This is a genomic window from Neobacillus driksii (assembly GCF_013409995.1).
Taxonomy (GTDB): domain Bacteria; phylum Bacillota; class Bacilli; order Bacillales; family Cytobacillaceae; genus Neobacillus; species Neobacillus driksii.
Map to the genome: position 1 here is coordinate 37,787 of NZ_JACCBX010000011.1, position 18,925 is coordinate 56,711.

15 protein-coding genes, 1 tRNA gene and 1 pseudogene are annotated in these 18,925 nt (G+C 39.5%); 5 read left to right on the forward strand and 12 right to left on the reverse strand.

Annotated elements, in window-relative coordinates; genetic code table 11:
- Positions 1–16: 16 nt before the first annotated feature.
- Complete coding sequence (locus F4694_RS22630; protein ID WP_257029350.1) at positions 17–592, reverse strand: YsnF/AvaK domain-containing protein; 576 nt, start codon at positions 590–592, stop codon at positions 17–19.
- 245 nt (positions 593–837) lie between these two features.
- Between F4694_RS22630 and F4694_RS22635 the strand changes: the two genes are divergently transcribed.
- Complete coding sequence (locus F4694_RS22635; protein WP_257029351.1) at positions 838–1,143, forward strand: hypothetical protein; 306 nt, start codon at positions 838–840, stop codon at positions 1,141–1,143.
- Between the two features lie 266 nt (positions 1,144–1,409).
- On the opposite strand, the gene F4694_RS22640 is transcribed toward F4694_RS22635, so the two are convergent.
- The 3 genes from F4694_RS22640 to mutS all read right to left on the reverse strand — a co-directional run bounded on the left by F4694_RS22640 (position 1,410) and on the right by mutS (position 6,786).
- Positions 1,410–1,862 carry a hypothetical protein gene (locus F4694_RS22640; protein WP_179602135.1) on the reverse strand — a complete coding sequence of 151 codons (453 nt, stop codon included), beginning with the start codon at positions 1,860–1,862 and terminating at the stop codon, positions 1,410–1,412.
- Between the two features lie 430 nt (positions 1,863–2,292).
- A complete protein-coding gene (gene mutL / locus F4694_RS22645) occupies positions 2,293–4,179 on the reverse strand; it encodes a DNA mismatch repair endonuclease MutL (RefSeq protein WP_179602137.1) in 1,887 nt (628 codons plus the stop codon).
- A gap of 12 nt (positions 4,180–4,191) precedes the next feature.
- A complete protein-coding gene (mutS, locus tag F4694_RS22650) occupies positions 4,192–6,786 on the reverse strand; it encodes a DNA mismatch repair protein MutS (protein ID WP_179602139.1) in 2,595 nt (864 codons plus the stop codon).
- A 163-nt stretch (positions 6,787–6,949) separates the two neighbouring features.
- On the opposite strand from mutS, the gene F4694_RS22655 reads away from it, so the two are divergent.
- The 3 genes from F4694_RS22655 (at position 6,950) to F4694_RS22665 (ending at position 8,141) form a co-directional block, all read left to right on the forward strand.
- Positions 6,950–7,657: a YwaF family protein gene (locus F4694_RS22655; RefSeq protein WP_179602141.1), complete on the forward strand. Its 708-nt coding sequence runs from the start codon at positions 6,950–6,952 to the stop codon at positions 7,655–7,657.
- A gap of 68 nt (positions 7,658–7,725) precedes the next feature.
- Positions 7,726–7,799: transfer RNA gene (locus F4694_RS22660), tRNA-Arg, on the forward strand.
- Between the two features lie 72 nt (positions 7,800–7,871).
- Positions 7,872–8,141: a helix-turn-helix domain-containing protein gene (locus F4694_RS22665; RefSeq protein WP_179602143.1), complete on the forward strand. Its 270-nt coding sequence runs from the start codon at positions 7,872–7,874 to the stop codon at positions 8,139–8,141.
- 178 nt (positions 8,142–8,319) lie between these two features.
- Here the strand turns inward: F4694_RS22665 and F4694_RS22670 are convergent.
- Positions 8,320–9,077: pseudogene (locus F4694_RS22670) on the reverse strand (PTS transporter subunit EIIC); the annotation flags it as partial.
- Positions 9,078–9,566: 489 nt separating this feature from the next.
- Between F4694_RS22670 and F4694_RS22675 the strand changes: the two are divergent.
- Complete coding sequence (locus F4694_RS22675) at positions 9,567–9,875, forward strand: DUF3870 domain-containing protein (protein WP_179602145.1); 309 nt, start codon at positions 9,567–9,569, stop codon at positions 9,873–9,875.
- Between the two features lie 104 nt (positions 9,876–9,979).
- Here F4694_RS22675 and F4694_RS22680 read toward each other — a convergent pair whose 3' ends face one another.
- The 7 genes from F4694_RS22680 to F4694_RS22710 all read right to left on the reverse strand — a co-directional run bounded on the left by F4694_RS22680 (position 9,980) and on the right by F4694_RS22710 (position 18,898).
- Positions 9,980–11,191, reverse strand: a complete 1,212-nt coding sequence (locus F4694_RS22680; protein ID WP_179602147.1) for an acyl-CoA dehydrogenase family protein — start codon at positions 11,189–11,191, stop codon at positions 9,980–9,982.
- On the reverse strand, positions 11,188–12,402 hold the full coding sequence (locus F4694_RS22685; protein WP_179602149.1) for a CaiB/BaiF CoA transferase family protein: 1,215 nt from the start codon (positions 12,400–12,402) through the stop codon (positions 11,188–11,190). The genes F4694_RS22680 and F4694_RS22685 overlap by 4 nt, the downstream gene beginning before the upstream one ends.
- A 68-nt stretch (positions 12,403–12,470) precedes the next feature.
- Positions 12,471–14,489 carry an oxidoreductase gene (locus tag F4694_RS22690; protein ID WP_179602151.1) on the reverse strand — a complete coding sequence of 673 codons (2,019 nt, stop codon included), beginning with the start codon at positions 14,487–14,489 and terminating at the stop codon, positions 12,471–12,473.
- Positions 14,490–14,560: 71 nt separating this feature from the next.
- The gene (gene glaH / locus F4694_RS22695) at positions 14,561–15,499 is read right to left on the reverse strand and encodes a glutarate dioxygenase GlaH (RefSeq protein WP_179602153.1); all 939 of its coding nucleotides are present in this window, start codon (positions 15,497–15,499) and stop codon (positions 14,561–14,563) included.
- A gap of 326 nt (positions 15,500–15,825) precedes the next feature.
- A complete protein-coding gene (locus F4694_RS22700) occupies positions 15,826–16,164 on the reverse strand; it encodes a DUF3870 domain-containing protein (protein WP_179602155.1) in 339 nt (112 codons plus the stop codon).
- Between the two features lie 26 nt (positions 16,165–16,190).
- Complete coding sequence (lhgO, locus tag F4694_RS22705) at positions 16,191–17,405, reverse strand: L-2-hydroxyglutarate oxidase (RefSeq protein ID WP_179602338.1); 1,215 nt, start codon at positions 17,403–17,405, stop codon at positions 16,191–16,193.
- Positions 17,406–17,455: 50 nt separating this feature from the next.
- Positions 17,456–18,898: an aldehyde dehydrogenase family protein gene (locus tag F4694_RS22710; protein ID WP_179602157.1), complete on the reverse strand. Its 1,443-nt coding sequence runs from the start codon at positions 18,896–18,898 to the stop codon at positions 17,456–17,458.
- Positions 18,899–18,925: the final 27 nt, after the last annotated feature.

The following is an 18,925-nucleotide window of genomic DNA, read 5'->3' on the forward strand; positions in this document are numbered from 1 at the left end:
AAAGGTGTTTTTGCTTTTAGCTGTTATTTATATCTTCAAAGCCTGATGTATCGGAAACAAAATCAACACTACCAGTAGTATTAACATTAGCTGTTTCACTTTTAAGAGTTTCCTGAACTTGCTGCGTTTCCTCAACTTGGCGTTTAGAAGCAGAGACTTCCTCAGTGGTTACAGTGTATTTGTTTACCTGAACTTGCTCCTGGCTTACAGGAATATGGATAGTCTCCTCTGCACTTATTGATGCATTACTACGTTCGTTCACTGGCGTTCTCTTTATTACAACTTCCTCGTGCATAACAGGAACTTCTACCGTTTTTTGTTCTTCTACAACCTCTTTTGAAAGGACAACTTCACCAGCATCGACTTTATTTTTCGTAATGTCTAGCTCTTCCTTATGAAGCTCTAGGGAGCCGTTAGTTTGAGTATCTTGGGTGCTTGAGCTAGCGTTGTTTCCTTGCATACTTGAGCTAGTGTTGTCTCCTTGGGTACTTGAGCTAGTGCTGTTTCCTTGGGTTCCTGCATTCTTTTGGCTGTCTTGATTATTTGTATTTTGTGAATTGTCATCACTAAACAAATCAAAAATGTTACCCATAAGAATTCCTCCTCACGAATTGATTAATGTAATGCCTTTATATAATCTACCCAAAGGATATTTTTATTCTCTATGAAAAAACTTACTTTGTGGGAATAATTTAAAAATAACATCAAAAAAAGGCTCACTGCTGTAGCTCTTTTTTATTATGAATGGATATTCCAGATCATTACAGGTAAAAATACTAATTAGATAATAAAACATTAGTATTGTATAGCAGATGGCCCATATCAGGGTGTTTTACAATGAAAGAAAAATGGAAAATGTATTTATTGCTAATAATTCCTTGGTTTTCTGTAATAAAACTTGGTAAATACTCTTTCCTTCAGTACCTGCCTATTATCATTTTTAGTGACTTGATCATTGCCTTAATAAGTGAGTTATCTCGAGCGTTCAAATGGTGGAAGGTAAAGAACCCCATTTTTCCAAAATTAGCAACAGATGTATCATTTGTTTTTGGTCCTTTTACTATCCTAAACTTTTGGATCTTTAAATTAACAACCAAAAAATTCTGGGTATATCTTTTGACTAATATTTTTGCTGACTACTAATTTGCTTACCTTAACAACCTTAGCAGAAAAACTAGGCGTATATAAAATGGGAAGAATGAGTCGAAAGCAGCTTTTTAATTCTAAGTGTTGCAGTAGCAATTTTTAATTACTTGTATCAATTTTTAATTGTTGAACCACAAAGAAGAGATAAATCATATTGATTTTATAATATCAATAAAAAATGACTATCAAACAAACCATGTGATAGTCATTTTTCCTATACTTTTTTTATTTGAGATTGATTATGAAACTTTTATACTTAAAAACTAGATGTCACTCTGCCGTTTTCTCATATAATTGAAATATAAGAAAATCGGCAGCGGAATGATGATAAAGCCTAAGCTTTTAATAAGTTGGTTTTTTGCATTTTCTCTAGCTCGGTTCTTTTCATCTTTTACCATTTGATCATATCTTTCTCTAATTTCATCATCCGATAACTTTTGACTTTCCCCTGTTGGAACTTTCCCGTGATGGTAAACCTGCTTGAAATCTTCAAAGTTTTGATAATAACCTGGCGGGCTTACTAAATCGGCTGCGGCCATAAAAATTGAAATTCCTCCGCCAATCACCATCATAAGCGTTGCAAACAAGACTAAATACGTATAAAGATGACGTATCACTACCTCTCCCCCCATTTCTTTGTTTTTCACAGCGTAAACGATTACAAAAATAATGATAACAATAGGTAAAAAAGTACTTAAGATACCAAAAACAAACATTCGGCGACCCCCTTTCATCTCCCTTATGGTGTAATTTTACACTATTTCACCAACAAATATAAGACCATTCTGATAATTTTATAAAAAGCTTTGTTAAATTACTTAGTTGCTTCATAGTACAACGGTATAAAAGGTCGATGAAAGACAAATATGGAGAACTCCCAATGAAATTAGTCCTTCATATGGCGTGATGAAAGACATATCAGGAGAGTTCCCAGTGAGTTTAGTCCTTCATAAGCATGATGAAAGACTAATCAGAAGAGGTCCTAGTGAGATTAGTCCTTCATAACATGATGAAAGACTAATCCGAGATACCTCATTGAGTTTAGTCTTTCATAAGGATTGCCGTGAGAAAAATCAATATTTTTCATTAACAAAGCCTTATAAAAAAGAGTGCTTTCTTATTAAAAAGAAAACACTCCTAGTATGTTTACATTACCCGTTTAAACATTTTCTCCATCTCGTACGATGAATAATGCACAATTATTGGTCTTCCATGCGGACAGGTGAACGGATCCGAAGCTTTCCTCAAGTCGTCAAGTAACGCCTGGATCTCATCATTGCGCAAATGACGATTCGCTTTAATGGAAGCCTTGCAGCTCATCATAATCGCAGCTTCCTCACGAAGCTTTTTGATATCGACCTTTTTCATCGAAAGAAGCTGTTCAATCATATCTTCAATGATTTGCTTTTCTTCTCCCTTTGGAAACCATTGTGGATGGGAGCGAACGATGTAGCTATTCAATCCGAATTCCTCAAGAAACACTCCGACATTTTCTAATTCCACCCGATTTTCATTTATTTTCAGGTATTCATCCGTGGAATAATCAAGTGTGATTGGAACAAGTAATTCCTGGAGCTCAGCATGGACCTGCCCCACCTTTTCACGGAAGTACTCATATTTGAGCCGTTCCTGGGCAGCATGCTGGTCGATAATATATAACCCATTTTCATTTTGAGCAAAGATATAGGTACCGTGCATTTGTCCAATTGGATATAACCGCGGTATTCTGCTTTCTATTTTTTCATCCTCGTGCGAAACCGCCGTATCCTGCTCTGTCTCAATTGGTTCTTGTTCTGGTTCTGGATCAAATCCTTCAAATTCCCAATTTTGATGATCGTCTTCCACTTCCACTTTTTGGGGGACCGGTTCATAATTGACCTTGATTGTTTCCGTTCTTTCTTGAATTGTCGGTCCAGAAAAGACTGGGCGTTCCCATGTCATCTCTCTTCTAACCGGTATGTCAATGGTTCGTTCATCAAGAACCAGGGTAGTCTGTTCTGACTTTGGTATCTCTTTTTTCTCTTGCGTATATGCAGACGGAATCAATATCTTCGATTTAAACGCATTTTTGATGATACCTGTGACCAATTCATTTAGCTCTGCTTCTTTACTGATACGAACCTCCATTTTAGAAGGATGCACATTGACATCGACTAACAATGGATCCATATCAATATTGAGGAGAACAATCGGAAATCTTCCGATAGGAAGTAGCGTATGATACCCTTCCTGAATCGCTTTGGCTAAGGCATAATTTTTTATAAAACGGCCATTTATCATGGTAGAAATATAGTTCCTTGATGCTCTCGTTACCTCAGGCATCGAGGCATAACCGCTAATCTTGTAATCCAGTGATTCCCCGGAGATCGGTACAAGCTGTTTGGCGATCGCCATTCCATAAATGGACGCGAGCACTTGGCGGACATCACCTTTACCGTTCGTTTGCAGTAACTTACGTTCGTTATGAATTAAGCGGAAGGCGACTTCTGGGTGGGAAAGTGCAAGTCGGTTCACCACATCGGTAATATTCCCAAGCTCCGTATGAATGGTCTTCATATACTTCAAGCGTGCTGGTGTGTTAAAAAATAAATCAGTAATCGTAATATCCGTTCCGCGTCTGCTCGAAGCTTTCTCGTAGACTTCCACCTTACCGCCTTCAATGAGCACGCGATTTCCTGCACCATCACCGGTTGAAGTTTTCATCTCAAGACGTGAAACGGAAGCGATACTTGGCAGAGCTTCCCCGCGAAACCCAAGGGTGCGAATACGGAATAGGTCATTTTCATTCTTGATTTTACTCGTCGCATGACGTTGAAAGGCGAGTAAAACATCTTCTTCTTCAATGCCATTCCCATTATCGGTTATGCGAATTTTTGCCAGCCCCGCCTCTTCTACCTCAATTTCAATGACCGTACTGCCAGCGTCAATTGCATTCTCAACTAATTCTTTTACAACAGAAGCCGGACGCTCAACAACTTCTCCTGCTGCAATCTTATTAGATAGTGCGTCGTCTAGCTGGATAATCTTACCCATACGTGTCACCCCCTAGCTTTTAAGCTTTTTCTGAAGCTCGTACAACAAATTAATCGCTTGAAGCGGTGTAATATCTAGTAAATCAATTTCTTTCATTTTATCTAAAACTTTCTTTTCTTTTGAAGAAAGCTCTTGTTTTTTCGGCTCTTTCGGTTCATCAAAGAATGACAGCTGTGCTGGCTGCTCCTCGATTTCCTTTACTTTGTTTTTTACAGTGATAGGTTGTACATCAGTTTTTTCGAGTGCTGATAAAAGTTCATTGGCACGATTGATTAATTCCTTCGGAAGCTCAGCTAGCTGTGCTACATGAATTCCATAACTCTTATCTGTGGGTCCTTCTTTTATTTTATGAAGGAAAACGAGCTTTCCATTATGTTCAATCGCACTAACATGAATGTTCTTTAATTTCTCTAACTCGCTATCCAGAACGGTTAGTTCATGGTAATGAGTTGAGAATAGCGTTTTCGCGCCAATATGTTTATGGATGTATTCAATGATAGCCTGTGCAAGTGCCATCCCATCGTAGGTAGACGTTCCACGGCCAATTTCATCAAATAAAATTAAGCTGTTTTGCGTAGCATTGGCCAAAGCATTTCTGGCCTCAAGCATTTCGACCATGAACGTACTTTGTCCAGAGATCAAATCATCTGCTGCTCCAATTCTCGTAAATACTTGGTCAAAAATTGGCAGGACCGCTTCATCAGCCGGTACATAACAGCCAATTTGCGCTAAAATGGCCGTCAATGCAACTTGACGCATATACGTACTTTTACCACTCATGTTAGGACCCGTGATGAGAAGGATCTCGCGATCAGTGTCCATATAACAGTCGTTAGCAACATACTCCTGTGCATTCAACACTTTTTCGACCACAGGATGTCTGCCTTCCTTTAGAACCACTTTACCCCCTGTTGAAAACTTCGGTTTTACATAGCGGCGCTCCTCACTAACTTGGGCAAAGCATTGGAGCACATCTAGTTCACTTACTGCTTTTGCAGCAGCCTGCAGACGTGGAATATGTTCTTTTACAATCTCTCGGATTTCCGTAAATAGTTCATATTCCAGCTCACCGCATTTTTCTTCCGCTTCTAATATTAATGCTTCCTTTTCTTTCAGGTCTGGGGTGATAAAGCGTTCTGCATTCGTTAAGGTTTGTTTGCGTTCATACTGTCCTTCTGTTAATAGATGAAGGTTTGCACGCGTAACCTCAATATAATAACCAAAAACCCTGTTAAAGCCTACTTTAAGAGATTTTATCCCCGTCTTTTCTCGCTCTTCACGTTCTAGCTGGGCGATCCAGGTTTTCCCGTTTCTACTGGCATAACGGTATTGATCCAATTGGTCATTGTATCCGTCGCGAATGATATTTCCTTCTTTAAGTGAAAGAGGAGGATTATCAACAATCGCCTGCTCTAATAAATCTGTCACTTCTTCACAAGGGTCAAGTGAATCGGCAATTTGTTTTACCACTTCATGGTCCATGCCGTGAAGAATCTGTTTTAGGTAAGGAATCTGCATTAATGAGCGCTTTAATTGAACGAGATCGCGGGCATTCACATTCCCAAAAGCGACACGTCCTGCAAGTCGCTCCAAATCGTAAACTTCCGTTAACTTTTCACGTAGCTCTTGACGTTCAAAGTACTTGTTCATTAATACTTCTACAATCGTTTGACGGTGCTCGATTTCCTCTTGAGACAGTAAGGGACGATCAATCCACGTTTTCAGCATTCTTCCGCCCATCGCTGTCATCGTTTCATCTAACAGCCACAGTAAGGAGCCTTTCTTTCCCTTGGAGCGAATCGTCTCGGTCAACTCAAGATTTCGTTTTGAATAATAATCAATTTTCATAAATTGATGGATTTGATAAGTAGTCACAGCCTGCAAGTGGTCAAGGCTCCGCTTTTGAGAGCGGTACAAATAGTGAAACAGTCTTGCTGCCGTTTGTTTTAGTTTATCTTGATTAAGATTATCCAACAGATTGGAAAACTGCATTTCTATTGAACTATTATCTTCAAAGGAAATGGCAAGGACATCGCGTTCCCTCATTTTCCTTTGCAATTCAGCGTCAAAGCTGCTTGCTACAACGACTTCTTTTGTGCTCAAAACAGCTAGCTCATTTAATACCTCATCAAAACTATCTGATAGCTGTGTTACTTTGCTTTCACCGGTAGAAAGATCGGTATAGGCAAATCCATAAGTTTGATCATCAAAGTAAGAAATAGACGCAATGTAGTTATTTTCTTTATCCGTTAAGGACTTGCCCTCCATTACGGTTCCTGGTGTGATGAGCTGGACAACTTCCCGTCTTACCATGCCTTTTGTTTGTTTGGCGTCTTCCATTTGCTCGCAAATCGCCACTTTATAGCCTTTTGAAATTAGCTGTTCAATATAATTAGGAGCAGAATGATACGGTACTCCGCACATTGGGATTCGGTCCTCACTGCCGCCTTCACGGCTCGTTAAGGTAATTTCTAATTCTTGTGATGCTTTAATCGCATCGTCAAAAAACATTTCGTAAAAATCGCCTAAGCGAAAAAATAAAAAGGCATCTTGATAATCTGCCTTCACGGTTAAGTATTGCTGTATCATCGGCGTATAACCAGCCATAATGACCTCCACTTGTTTAATCATTTCGAGTATCTTCGACAAACTATTATAACATATATCAGGTAAACTTAGATTAGGTAGAAATTTCTTTTAACCATTATTGGTCGGGGATATAAAATACCTGCATATATTCATTATACAAAACCGAAAAGGGTGATCCAGGATGGGATGGTTTGGAGGCAATTATAAGGAATTTGATTTTGAAATGTTTTCGGTCAGCCATTTTGTGATCATAGCCCTTCTTTTTCTTGGTTCAGTTTTGATTTATATTAATAGGAATACACTAAAGGCTGAAAAGTGGAGAAAAGCAGAGGTAGTTGTAGGAATATCTTTATTAGTCATCGAGCTTACTTATCATTTTTGGATGGCTGTGAATGACATGTGGGATGTCAGTCATGCTATTCCATTAGAATTGTGCAGTATCAGCCTGGTATTATCGGTACTGTTATTGTTAACGAGAAATAAGATCATTTATGAAATATTGTTATTTACAGCCTTATTGGGAGCATCTCAGGCTATCTTTACACCATTATTAAATTTCGACTTCCCGCATTTTCGCTTTTTTCATTTTTTCTATACCCATTTAATGGACATTTGGGTTGTCTTTTATTTCACATGGGTTGTTGGCTATCGTCCAACCATTTGGTCGGTTGTAAAATTGTTCGTCTTTTTGAATGTATTAATGCCAATCATTATGCTGATCAATAAAGCAGTTGAAGGAAATTATATGTTTTTAAGCCATAAACCAAAAAGTCCGAGCCTTTTGGATCTTTTAGGTCCATATCCTTGGTACATTTTATCAATGGAGTTTTTATTAATTACCCTTAGCCTGATCGTTTGGTTAATTTTCCGTAAAAAAAGAATTGGTTAGTTCTGGGTATTTACTTATTGACCTTTTTAGATTAACTATTTATAATAAGTAACGTTCCCAATAAAAGTGTCCCGATAGCTCAGCAGGATAGAGCAACAGTTTCCTAAACTGTAGGTCGGAGGTTCGAATCCTCTTCGGGACGTCAAAAAGCCTTGATTTTTTTGTACTGCACCCCAAAAGTTAGAGTGAAATCTAACTTTTGGGGTGTATTTTTATGGCCAAATATAGTGAAGAATTTAAGTTAAAGTTAGTCAAGGAATATCAAGATGGGAAATTAGGATATATTCTTTTAGCTAAAAAGTGTGACATGAAAGACAGTACTCCGATTAGGAGATGGGTAAAGGTATACGAGAAATTTGGTGTGGAAGGTTTAAAGAGGAAGAAACATAGAGAAACATATTCTGTTCAATTCAAGCTAGATGTATTAAGCTTTATGAAGAGAACAGGTTCTTCAGAAACTGATACAGCCCTTAGCCCTGGATAGACCGAAAGGACGGCCATCCATGTCTGATAAAACTAAAAAAAAACAAAAAGAATAAACACATTGAAGATAAGCAATTAACGTACGAACAAAAGTTAGAAAGAGAAAACGAATTCTTCGTTTAGAGGTAGAATATTTAAAAAAGTTGCGATCTTTTCAGATGGATCCGAAGGGCTATCTTTAACTCAAATAGCCAAATGGTTCCCTGTCCTACCAATAAACTTAGCCATGTTGAAATAGGACCAATGACAATGAATGTTGCAGGGACAATCAATAATAATGTAAAAGTTGGCATTAAAAAGGCTCTCGCAACGCTAGGTATTACATTTGCAAAGAACTTCTCTACTTTTGCCGCGAAAAATGCTGAAATGAAAATTGGAATAACAGATGTTGAATACGTCAATAAAATAACCGGAATACCTGCAAATGTAATAAAGACAGGTGATTCAAATATAGTTCCTGTAAATAATGAATATAGTGGCTCCCCTTGAGTAAAGGTACCCAATGTTGGATACACAAGTGCAGCGGCAATGGTCATACCAATAAATGGTGTTCCACCAAATTTTTTCATCGCTGTGTATCCTAAGAAAATTGGTAAAAAGTAAAATAAAGCATCTCCTGTCGCATTGATTATCTGGTATGTTCCTGATTGAGCACTAACCCAGCCTAATGCTGTAAAAAGGGCTAAAAAACCTTTAATTATACCTGCAGCAACTAACCACTTAGAATTGGTGTGAAAATTCCTGTAATTATATCAATTAAACGGCTAAGTGCATTTCCCTCTGATTCTTCTTCCTCCGTTTTTTTCTCTGCTGAAATACCACCGATTGCAACTACTTCTTTATACACTTCTGGTACGTGGTTACCAATAACTACTTGATATTGTCCACCGCTTTGCATAACTGTTACAATACCTTCTACATTTTTAAGAACTTCTGTTCTTCTAAGGTGCCTATATACAATATGTCAAAAATATAATGGGTCGTAATTACGTTAAATATTTTAATTAAATGAGGGATTTCTTCATTTTAATCAATTCGAAGGAAAATTCGCTAGTCAATATAATTGTCCAAGCATTCCCTTAATATTTCATCCACGCTTTGATTAATGAACTCCTGCGACCAAGATTCTATATGAAAAAAGTGCTGATTATAAACTAATTAAAACTATAATATAGTTATCGACTTCGAAGGACAACCCAAATGGCATCATAGGGATTATCATCTGCTTGCCAAAATGAATAGAAGCGTAACTACCAACCACTCTACAATATACAATTGCAACTTTATTTTATTGTTTCCTATCCTTATAATTCTTTCTACATTCACTACAAAGCTTATATATTATATGGAGTGCAATAATTATCCTTACTATTTCTTCAATTTTATATTATTCTAAAAGTAAATCTTCATTTAGGAGAGTGTTCGAATGAATACCATTTTTATTGCTGGGCATGCGAAATTACCTACAGGAATGGCAGCTAGAAGTATCTATGAAACACTGACAATTACGGCAGAAATTGATAAATATTATGGGGTAATTGTGGATGCCTCTTGTACACTGGCAACTGAACATGGGAGAGACTATATAGCAAGACTGCTAAAAGGCCATAGTTTGAAAAATGGGATTGACATGCCTCTTGAAGAGTTAAAAGAGGGTTATTTAGGAAAAGCCAATCACGCGCTAATTGCAGCGTTAAAGGATTTGTATAAACAATATGAATCTCTTAATCAATAATTCGGTGACTTTAATGGACCCGTTCGACCAAAGCCAGTAATAGACTTCCCCCGTTAACAATGGAAGTCTATTACATTCATTCTATGCTTTCATTGTGAATTCCTTTACCTGCTCTCTACCGTTTCTTTTTCATACGGCCACGCAGGCAGCATATTATTTAACGTCTTATCTACACGATAACCAAGGACGTATTCAGCCTGCATAATCGTATGAACTTCTCTCGTTCCTTCGTAAATAACAGGTGCTTTTGAGTTTCTTAAGAATCTTTCAACAGGGTATTCGCTTGAAAATCCATAAGCCCCATGAATTTGAACAGCGTCATCAGCTGCTTTGTTGGCAAAATCACATGCCTGCCATTTGGCGAGTGATGTTTCTCTTGTGTTACGAACTCCCTTATTTTTAAGCTCACCGGCACGGTATACGAGTAAGCTGCTCATTTGCAATCCAGCTTCCATATTTGCAATCATTTGCTGTACAAGCTGGTGACGGCCGATTTCTTTACCGAATGTTTTACGCTCATGACAATACTTTACGCTTTCCTCCAAGCTCGCCATAATCAGGCCTACAGCTCCTGCTGCAACGGTAAAGCGACCGTTATCAAGTGCGGCCATAGCGATTTTAAACCCTTCGCCCTCTAAACCTAATAGGTTTTCCTTTGGAACCCTTACATGATCAAAGAATAACTCTCCCGTATTTCCGGAACGGATCCCCATTTTGCCTTTAATTGCTTTTGATGAGAAACCAGGCATGGTGCGCTCCACAATAAATGCAGAAATACCGTGGTGTTTTTTCGATTTATCCGTATAGGCGAACACAATGAAATGATCCGCTACATCGCAAAGGGAAATCCACGTTTTCGAACCATTTAAAATATAGTCATCCCCGTCTTTTACTGCAGTTGTCTGAAGGGCTGCCACGTCTGAACCTGCCCCCGGTTCCGTTAACCCAAAGGCGCCGATTTTTTCACCTTTTGCCTGCGGAACGAGATATTTTTGTTTTTGTTCCTCATTCCCCCATTGCAGTAGTGTTAAGCTGTTTAAGCCGATGTGAACAGATACAGCAGTACGGAAAGTAGTATCGCCTCTTTCCATTTCTTCACAAACAATGGCGAGTGAATTGTAATCCATGCCGCTTCCGCCATATTCTTCTGGAATACAAACACCCATAAGATCCAGCTCGCTTAATCGTTTCCAAATAATCGGATCGAATTTCCCTTGCTCGTCCCATTCTTTCATATTTGGGATAATTTCTTTATCTACGAAACTTCTAACCATTTTTCTTAACATTACCTGTTCTTCCGAAAATTCAAAATTCATAGCGTATAGGCCTCCTGGTAAATTTGGATAATATTATTCTTTTTTAATTGTTCAATTTCCACGTGTGAATATCCCGCCTGCTGCAAGATTTCAACGGTATGTTCCCCCGCAATCGGGGGATGACGTTCTATTTTGGTCTCAGTTCTTGACAGTTTAATGGGCGAGCCGACTAGCTTGACTGAACCTGCTTCCGGGTGATCCACTTCAACGACCATCTCCCGGGCCAATACTTGTGGATGATTAAATACCTGATCCATCGTCGCAATAGGACCGCACGGAATATTATGCTGCGAAAACAGCTCCATCCACTCATTGGCTGGTTTGATCTGCAGCCGATTTTCTAAAATGCCCGTGAGTTCAAGTTTATGATTAACCCTTGCTTCATTGGTATGGAACCGTTCATCTGCTGCAATTTCACTTATTCCCATTACTTCACAAAGGGTGGCAAACTGCCGGTTGTTACCAACTGCAATGATCAATTCTCCATCCATTGCCCTGAATGTTGAGTAAGGTACAATATTTGGATGGTCGTTACCAAGTCTTCTTGGGATTGCTCCAGATATTAGATAATTACTTGCTACATTGGCGAGTGAGCTTACCGCCGTATCCATAAGCGACATATCTATTTTTTGCCCTTGTCCGGATCTCTCTCTTTCCAGTAATGCTGCTTCAATTGAAATGGCAGAATATAAACCTGTTAAAATATCAACCATTGCTACACCAATTTTCATTGGCCCACTTTCATCATTCCCGGTAATGCTCATCAGTCCACTCATTCCCTGAATAATGTAATCATAGCCCGGCAAATGCCGATATGGTCCCGTTTCGCCAAAGCCTGTGATGGAGCAATATACCAGCCTCGGGTTGATCGCTTTCAAAGAGTCATAGTCCAAGTCCCAATTTTCCATCGACCCGGTTTTGAAGTTATTAATCACAACGTCCGCATCTTTGGCTAAAGTGCGTATGATTTCCCTTCCCTCTTCGGTTTTCAGATTTACGGTGATGCTGCGCTTATTGCGGTTAGCACATAAATAATAGGCACTTACACCATTTTGGAACGGCGGCCCCCAGCCCCGCGTTTCATCACTGCCTCCCGGAGCCTCCACTTTCATGACATCTGCTCCAAGGTCCCCAAGAATCATCGTACAGTATGGACCTGCCAGTACCCTCGATAAATCCAATACTGTTATACCTTCCAAAGCTCCTTTCAAAAACTCCCACCTCCTACTTATCCCATACATTCAAGCCCTTATTTGAAAAAACTTTGAAAGATACACTTTTATTTCGTTAGAAGCCCTTTAATAGTTGAAATAAAAGGATTCCCATTGTCATGGACTCCTAATCGCAAACTTATAGACATCCCCTCAAAAGTTGCCTCTTCTATTGTTCTCGGCGCCAGGCAATCACCGATTTGCCATACTTCAGGTACTAATTTCTTCATTTGTTCGTATAGTTCATTATTTGGTACACGACCGTGCGAAAGAATAATAGAATCCCAATTTTCCATTGTCTCTTTTTCATATGAAAATAGATTTCTAATGACAACAGTATCGCCTTTAATTTCTCCTAAATCATAGTGAGGCATAATTTTTACGTTTAGTTGATAAAGCTTTTTTAAATATTCATTTCGTAAGTATTGAGGCACGCCTTCGCCCGCATGCAGCCTTGCAGTAATAAGAGAGACGATATGCCCCTTTTCTGCCAAATCGATCGCCGCTTCCAAGGCTGGCCAATCACCGGCAAAATCAAATACCAAAACATTTTTCCCAATAGGGTTATTCGGATAATGGAACACCTCTTCCACCGTCATTACACGGTGATCATGAATCCCTGGAATATCGGGGATATACGGTCTTGATCCTGTGGCACAGATAATGGCATCCGGCGAAATTTTGTTAATATCTTCTGGTTGTACAGCCACTCCAAGTGTAACCTTCACGTTACTAGTAGATATTTTTCGCATAAAATTATCAAGCATCGATTCTGCAAGCTCATGTCTCATTGGCATCTTTTTTAATGTATGCAATAATCCGCCGATTTTGTCCGCTTTATCTGCCAGAATAACGTTATGGCCAAGTTCATCTAATGTAGCCGCTGCTTGCATGCCTGCTGGTCCAGCACCGATCACAAGAACTTTCTTCTTGTCTCTAAAGCTTTCCTTAAGAGTTTGCACTTCATTTTCTCTGCCTGCTGAGGGATTTTGAACACAACCGATGGTTAAGCCATTGTGATAATGACCGATACAAGCCTGTAAGCAGCCTAAACAGGCATCAATTTGTTGAAGATTGCCTGTCTTTGCCTTGTTTGGCATGTAAGGATCTACAATTAATGCACGGGTCATGCCGACAACATCTGCTTTTCCTGTTGCCACAATCTTCTCCCCTTCTTGCGGATCTACAATACGTGAGCCGACGAAAACCGGTACAGCACCAGCCATTCTAATTTTAAAAGAATAGGGTGTGTTATATCCATGCTTCATGGGAGATGGCGGCACAATATGGGTGGATCCGGCAAATGTACTGGAATCTCCGGAGGTGACATCAATAAAATCCACTCTTACTCTTTCGACCAAATATTCGACAATTTGTACGGCATCTTTTACGGTTGTTCCATCCATGGTCATTTCATCTGCACTCATACGGAGTCCAACCGTAAAGTCCTCCCCAACTTCCTGCCAGACTCGCTCCATCACTTCGACAATAAACCGCATTCTGTTTTCAAACGATCCCCCATATTCATCGGTACGAAGATTGGTGTGCTCCGACCAAAACTGTGCAGGCAAGTATCCGTGCGAGCAACAGATTTCTACACCATCCAGCCCGCCTCCCTTCGCCCATTTAGCTGACAGGGCAAATCCTTCAATGACATCTTTAATCTCCTCAATACTGATCGGTTTGGGCATGGTACTGAACCTGAGGCTTGGAACCGCTGACGGTGCCCAGGCCGCATTCCGGTACTCACTTGAAACGACTTCCCTGCCGCCATGGAATAATTGTGAAAATACTTTCGTTCCATATTTATGAACTTCATTGGAAAGCTCCTGGTAAGCAGGGACAATCTTTTTGTCATATCCAGCAATTGTTTTGGTTGTCAGCATCCCCGATGGATGTGCAGCGGCGGCTTCTAGTATAAGTAATCCGGCACCGCCTTTGGCACGTTCTACATGATAGGCAGTCATATCCAATGTAGGGATTCCATTCTTAACATGATTGGTTTGATGGGCCGTACTTAGAATCCTATTTTTCAATTCTGTATGGCCAATTTCAACTGGACTAAATAAATGTTTAAACTGTGTCATTCATAATCACTCCCAGAAAAAGATAATTGGCCTTTTGACATAATTCCGGTGGTGCTTGTCACTTGGAACGATTACTGATGAAAACGTCCTCGCTGACGTAGTAATTCGCGGTTCAGGTTGGGATTTACCTCAAAGGCTGCACGCCCATGTAACCAGAATATATTGTTAACAACTACTAAATCTCCGACTGGAAGTTTGAGTTCTGTAACACTTTCATCGGTTTCCATTGAATGTGAAAGGTCACGAAGGTATTTAGCTTCTTCAATGGTTTCAGGATAGACAAATTGGTCGATGAAGCATGCACCAGGCTTATTATTGTAGTTGAAGAAGGTTAAGCGCTGAATTTCCTGATCTACATTTTTACTAGATGGTGCTTTGTACGTAAACTTATGGCTTGCCAATGGATGATTTGAAAACTTATCAAGGTCTTTCCAATCATCAAGGTGTAATAATCGAGATTCACCGCCGCATGCATTTTCTTCTACTATTTTCATCATTAACAGCCAATCTGTCGGCTCATCTACAAATGTCCCATCCGTATGAAGGGTAAATAAGCGATAGGCTTGACGGAGATAGGAGTCACTTGTATCAGTATGCTTGACAGAAAAGCGTGCATAATATTTTCCAGACATTGAATCAAAGTTTGATGAACCTAACAAATAAGAAATAGCAGTAGAGAAAATAACGTATTCATCTGTATCCTCGGTAACACCAACTAAACCAATCGTAAATCCGCCAGATTCACGGTCATGAACAATGTTTCGAAGTAACTCGCTGAATTCTTCTCCAACATGATCTAATAGAATAGAAGAGACAATAAGACGAGAATAGGGTGTATATTCTAAATGCTGGACAGAATAATTCTCTTCTTTTACGGTATCCAAAAACCCTTGAATGGCCTTTTTCGAAAGTTGAATGTGGTATAAACGGTCTGTTTGCGGGTGAACTTTCACTTCATACATGTCTGTTTTTGTTTCGAATTTCCCTCTTTGTTTTTCTGCGATTACCATTTTTTAGTCCTCCATTTTTGTGTAAGATAGTTAAAATATTGAAGTTAGGAAATATAAAAAGCCAGCTGGACAAAGTACCCAAAAATAGCGGGACTCAATGTACAACTGGCTTATATTCACTTCACAGCTCTATGGTTAATAGAGTCACAATGAATTAGCAGTTAATTGTTATTTTATATTTCCTGTTTCCAAATATTTATAATCTATCCACGGATCTGAAAGGGTGTTATTCAGCGAGTGGAAGTATTAATAATATTTTGACTACTGTTAGTATACTTTGAATATGATAGATTGTCAATTGATTATTTCAAATATTTTGAAAACGCTTATAATACCTTCTGCTTTTCTTCAGTTTTTATTTGATGGAAATGAAGGTCTAGATCCTTTAATGCCGCAACAAGAGCATTTGTCGCCTTGCCTCGGTAATAGGTTTCAATTTCTTCAATTAAACCTTCCACTCCATCTTTTAGACTAACGCCCTTTAATATACGGCCAATAAAGTCGCTCCCATGTTCGGTTGCTAGAGTACAAGACGCCTCTACTACTACACCATATTTACGATCGACTTCAGCTGTGATTGTTAACGTATCGAAGACACTTTTTGCTGCCATTCCTTGCGGCAGACGAGCGTGACCTGCAATAAAAATAGTCTTTCCATTCAGCATAATGGGCTACCTCTCAAAGGAATTATTTAAGCTAGTATTGCTTCTTTTAAGTTTGTTTGTTCTGGTATTCTATTCACAACTTCTTTTCCGATTTCTATTGAAGCCGTTGCAGCAGGAGATGGCGCATTACATACATGGATTGTTCGTTTCCCTTGAATGATATGGAAGTCATCCACCATATTCCCATCGCTCTTTAATGCTTGAGCACGGACTCCAGCAGGTGCAGGGATTAAATCATCTTCTTGGATTTCCGGAATCAGTTCCTGAAGGCTCTTTGTAAATTGTTTCTTACTGAAGGAGCGAATATATTCATCAAGCCCCTCCTTCGCAAATTTCCCTGCCATTTTCCATAATCCAGGAAAGCTTAATGATTCTATTAAATCCTTTGCATTAAAATCTGTCTTTCTGTATCCTTCACGTTTAAAGCTAAGCACAGCATTTGGTCCCGCATCGACTTCACCGCTGATCATTCGGGTAAAATGCACCCCCAGAAATGGGAACTTTGGATTTGGAACAGGATAAATTAAATTTTTTACTAGATAACGCTTTTCAGGTTTTAATTTGTAATACTCGCCTCTAAAAGGCAAAATCTTCATATCTGTTTTATATCCTGCTGCTAGTGCTACACGATCACTGTGAAGCCCAGCACAGTTAATGACCATTCCAGCTTTTAATGTGCCGCGATTCGTCTCAATGATTACTTGATCCGATTCTTCTTGCATTTTCTCCACTTTTGTATTTAGACGAATCTCTCCGCCACTCTCTTGGATAATTTCGGCGAACTTTTCACTAACTTGTCTATAATTTACGATGCCGGCCATCGGAACACGTATTGCTCCTAAACCATTAACATGTGGTTCTATTTCCTTTAATTCATCCGAACCGATTCTATGAATAGCTAATTCATTTTCCAGCCCTCGATTATATAAATTTTCAAGAAGTGGTAATTCCTCTTGTTTCGTTGCAACAATTACTTTTCCGCAAATATCATGGTCTATACCATGTGTTTGGCAGAACGCAGTCATCGATTTACTTCCTTGGCGGGCAAAACGAGCTTTGAAACTACCAGGCTTATAATAAATACCAGAATGAATCACACCGCTGTTATGCCCTGTTTGATGTTCCGCAACAACGGATTCTTTCTCAATGACAACTACCTTCGCGTTGGGAAAACGCTCATAAATGGCCATCCCTGTTGATAAGCCAACAATTCCTCCTCCAACTATTGCAAAATCATACATATTCATTAGGACCCCTCTCCATTTTGATTATCTTTGTTGAGTAGTAAGAACTACATTGGATCCATATAAACAGTCTTCACTTCTGTATAAAACTCAATAGCAGCTTTTCCTTGTTCACGACTGCCGGAACTAGAATTTTTACATCCGCCAAAAGGCATTTGTGGTTCTGCTCCCGAAGTTTCCGAGTTCACATGTACAAGCCCTACTTCCACATCTTCAATGAAGCGGCGGGCTAATGTTAAGTTGTTTGTACAAATGGCTGCGCTAAGACCAAACTCAGTATCATTTGCCATTTCCACTGCTTCCTCGTAATCTTTGGCTTTAAACAATGCAAGAACGGGACCGAAAATTTCCTCACGGGCAATCCGAGCATCTTTAGGCACGTTTTCAAAGATTGTTGGTTTTACATAAAAACCATTTTTCAATTCTTCATCTTCCGGGATCTCTCCACCGCAAAGCAGTGTTGCTTCTGATTTCCCCGTTTCGATCATTTCGAGCACCCCCTCAAGCTGTGCTTTTGATACGGCCGGCCCGATAACGGTTACCTCGTGAAGCGGGTTACCAATTGTTAATTCCTTCGTACGCTTTACAAGCCTATCACGGAATGACTCGTAAATCCCTTCTTCGACAATCACACGACTCGTTGCTGTACATTTTTGACCGATAGATTTAAATGCTCCGCCTACAGCTATTTCAACCGCTCTTTCAAGATTTGCATCCTTTAGAACAACTAGCGGATTCTTTCCTCCCATTTCCATCTGTACCTTTTTTCCGTGTTCTACAGCCTGTTTTTGAATCTGCCGTCCTACTTGGTTCGAACCGGTGAAAGAAATGGCTTTTATATCTGGGTGGTTCACCAATTCATTCCCAATAACAGATCCTCTGCCAAATACACAATTAAGGACACCTGCTGGCAGACCAGCTTCATCAAAAGCTTTCATAACGTGATAGACAGATTTCGGTGTTAAATCAGCAGGCTTAATCACCACTGTATTTCCGTATATAAGTGCTGGTGCCATCTTCCATACTGGAATGGCAATGGGAAAATTCCATGGTGTAATTAAGCCAATAGGACCTAGGGGTGTACGGGTCGTATACAAAAATGTTTTCTCACTCGCGGACGGAATGACATCTCCAAGTGGCTGCCGTGCTTCAGCTGCAAAATAATCGAGGATGCTTACCGCGCGATTAGCTTCCCCCATCCCTTCCGAGAACGCTTTTCCCTCTTCCTTAATTAGATCCCGTCCTATTTCCTCTATGTTTTCTTTCAAAATAGCCGCAGCCTTTTGTAAATAAGCTGCCCTTTGTTGAATGGAGAGTTTTTTCCAAGCTGGAAAAGCATTTTTTGCTGCAGCTACCGCTTCGTGAACATCAGCTGCTGCACTGGATGGGAATTCCCCCAAGTCTTCTCCATTATGTGGACTAAAGTTCTTTTTATATTCATTTGTAGTTGGTTCTTGCCATTGGCCGTTAATGTAATTCAAATGGCGCATCGATAAATCCTCCTATACTCTTCCTTC

Coding starts and splice junctions, on each gene's coding strand:
- F4694_RS22630 (WP_257029350.1), bottom strand. CDS start 592: ATGGGTAACATTTTTGATTTGTTTAGTGATGACAATTCACAAAATACA.
- F4694_RS22635 (WP_257029351.1), top strand. CDS start 838: ATGAAAGAAAAATGGAAAATGTATTTATTGCTAATAATTCCTTGGTTT.
- F4694_RS22640 (WP_179602135.1), bottom strand. CDS start 1,862: ATGTTTGTTTTTGGTATCTTAAGTACTTTTTTACCTATTGTTATCATT.
- mutL (WP_179602137.1), bottom strand. CDS start 4,179: ATGGGTAAGATTATCCAGCTAGACGACGCACTATCTAATAAGATTGCA.
- mutS (WP_179602139.1), bottom strand. CDS start 6,786: ATGGCTGGTTATACGCCGATGATACAGCAATACTTAACCGTGAAGGCA.
- F4694_RS22655 (WP_179602141.1), top strand. CDS start 6,950: ATGGGATGGTTTGGAGGCAATTATAAGGAATTTGATTTTGAAATGTTT.
- F4694_RS22665 (WP_179602143.1), top strand. CDS start 7,872: ATGGCCAAATATAGTGAAGAATTTAAGTTAAAGTTAGTCAAGGAATAT.
- F4694_RS22675 (WP_179602145.1), top strand. CDS start 9,567: ATGAATACCATTTTTATTGCTGGGCATGCGAAATTACCTACAGGAATG.
- F4694_RS22680 (WP_179602147.1), bottom strand. CDS start 11,191: ATGAATTTTGAATTTTCGGAAGAACAGGTAATGTTAAGAAAAATGGTT.
- F4694_RS22690 (WP_179602151.1), bottom strand. CDS start 14,489: ATGACACAGTTTAAACATTTATTTAGTCCAGTTGAAATTGGCCATACA.
- glaH (WP_179602153.1), bottom strand. CDS start 15,499: ATGGTAATCGCAGAAAAACAAAGAGGGAAATTCGAAACAAAAACAGAC.
- F4694_RS22700 (WP_179602155.1), bottom strand. CDS start 16,164: ATGCTGAATGGAAAGACTATTTTTATTGCAGGTCACGCTCGTCTGCCG.
- lhgO (WP_179602338.1), bottom strand. CDS start 17,405: ATGTATGATTTTGCAATAGTTGGAGGAGGAATTGTTGGCTTATCAACA.
- F4694_RS22710 (WP_179602157.1), bottom strand. CDS start 18,898: ATGCGCCATTTGAATTACATTAACGGCCAATGGCAAGAACCAACTACA.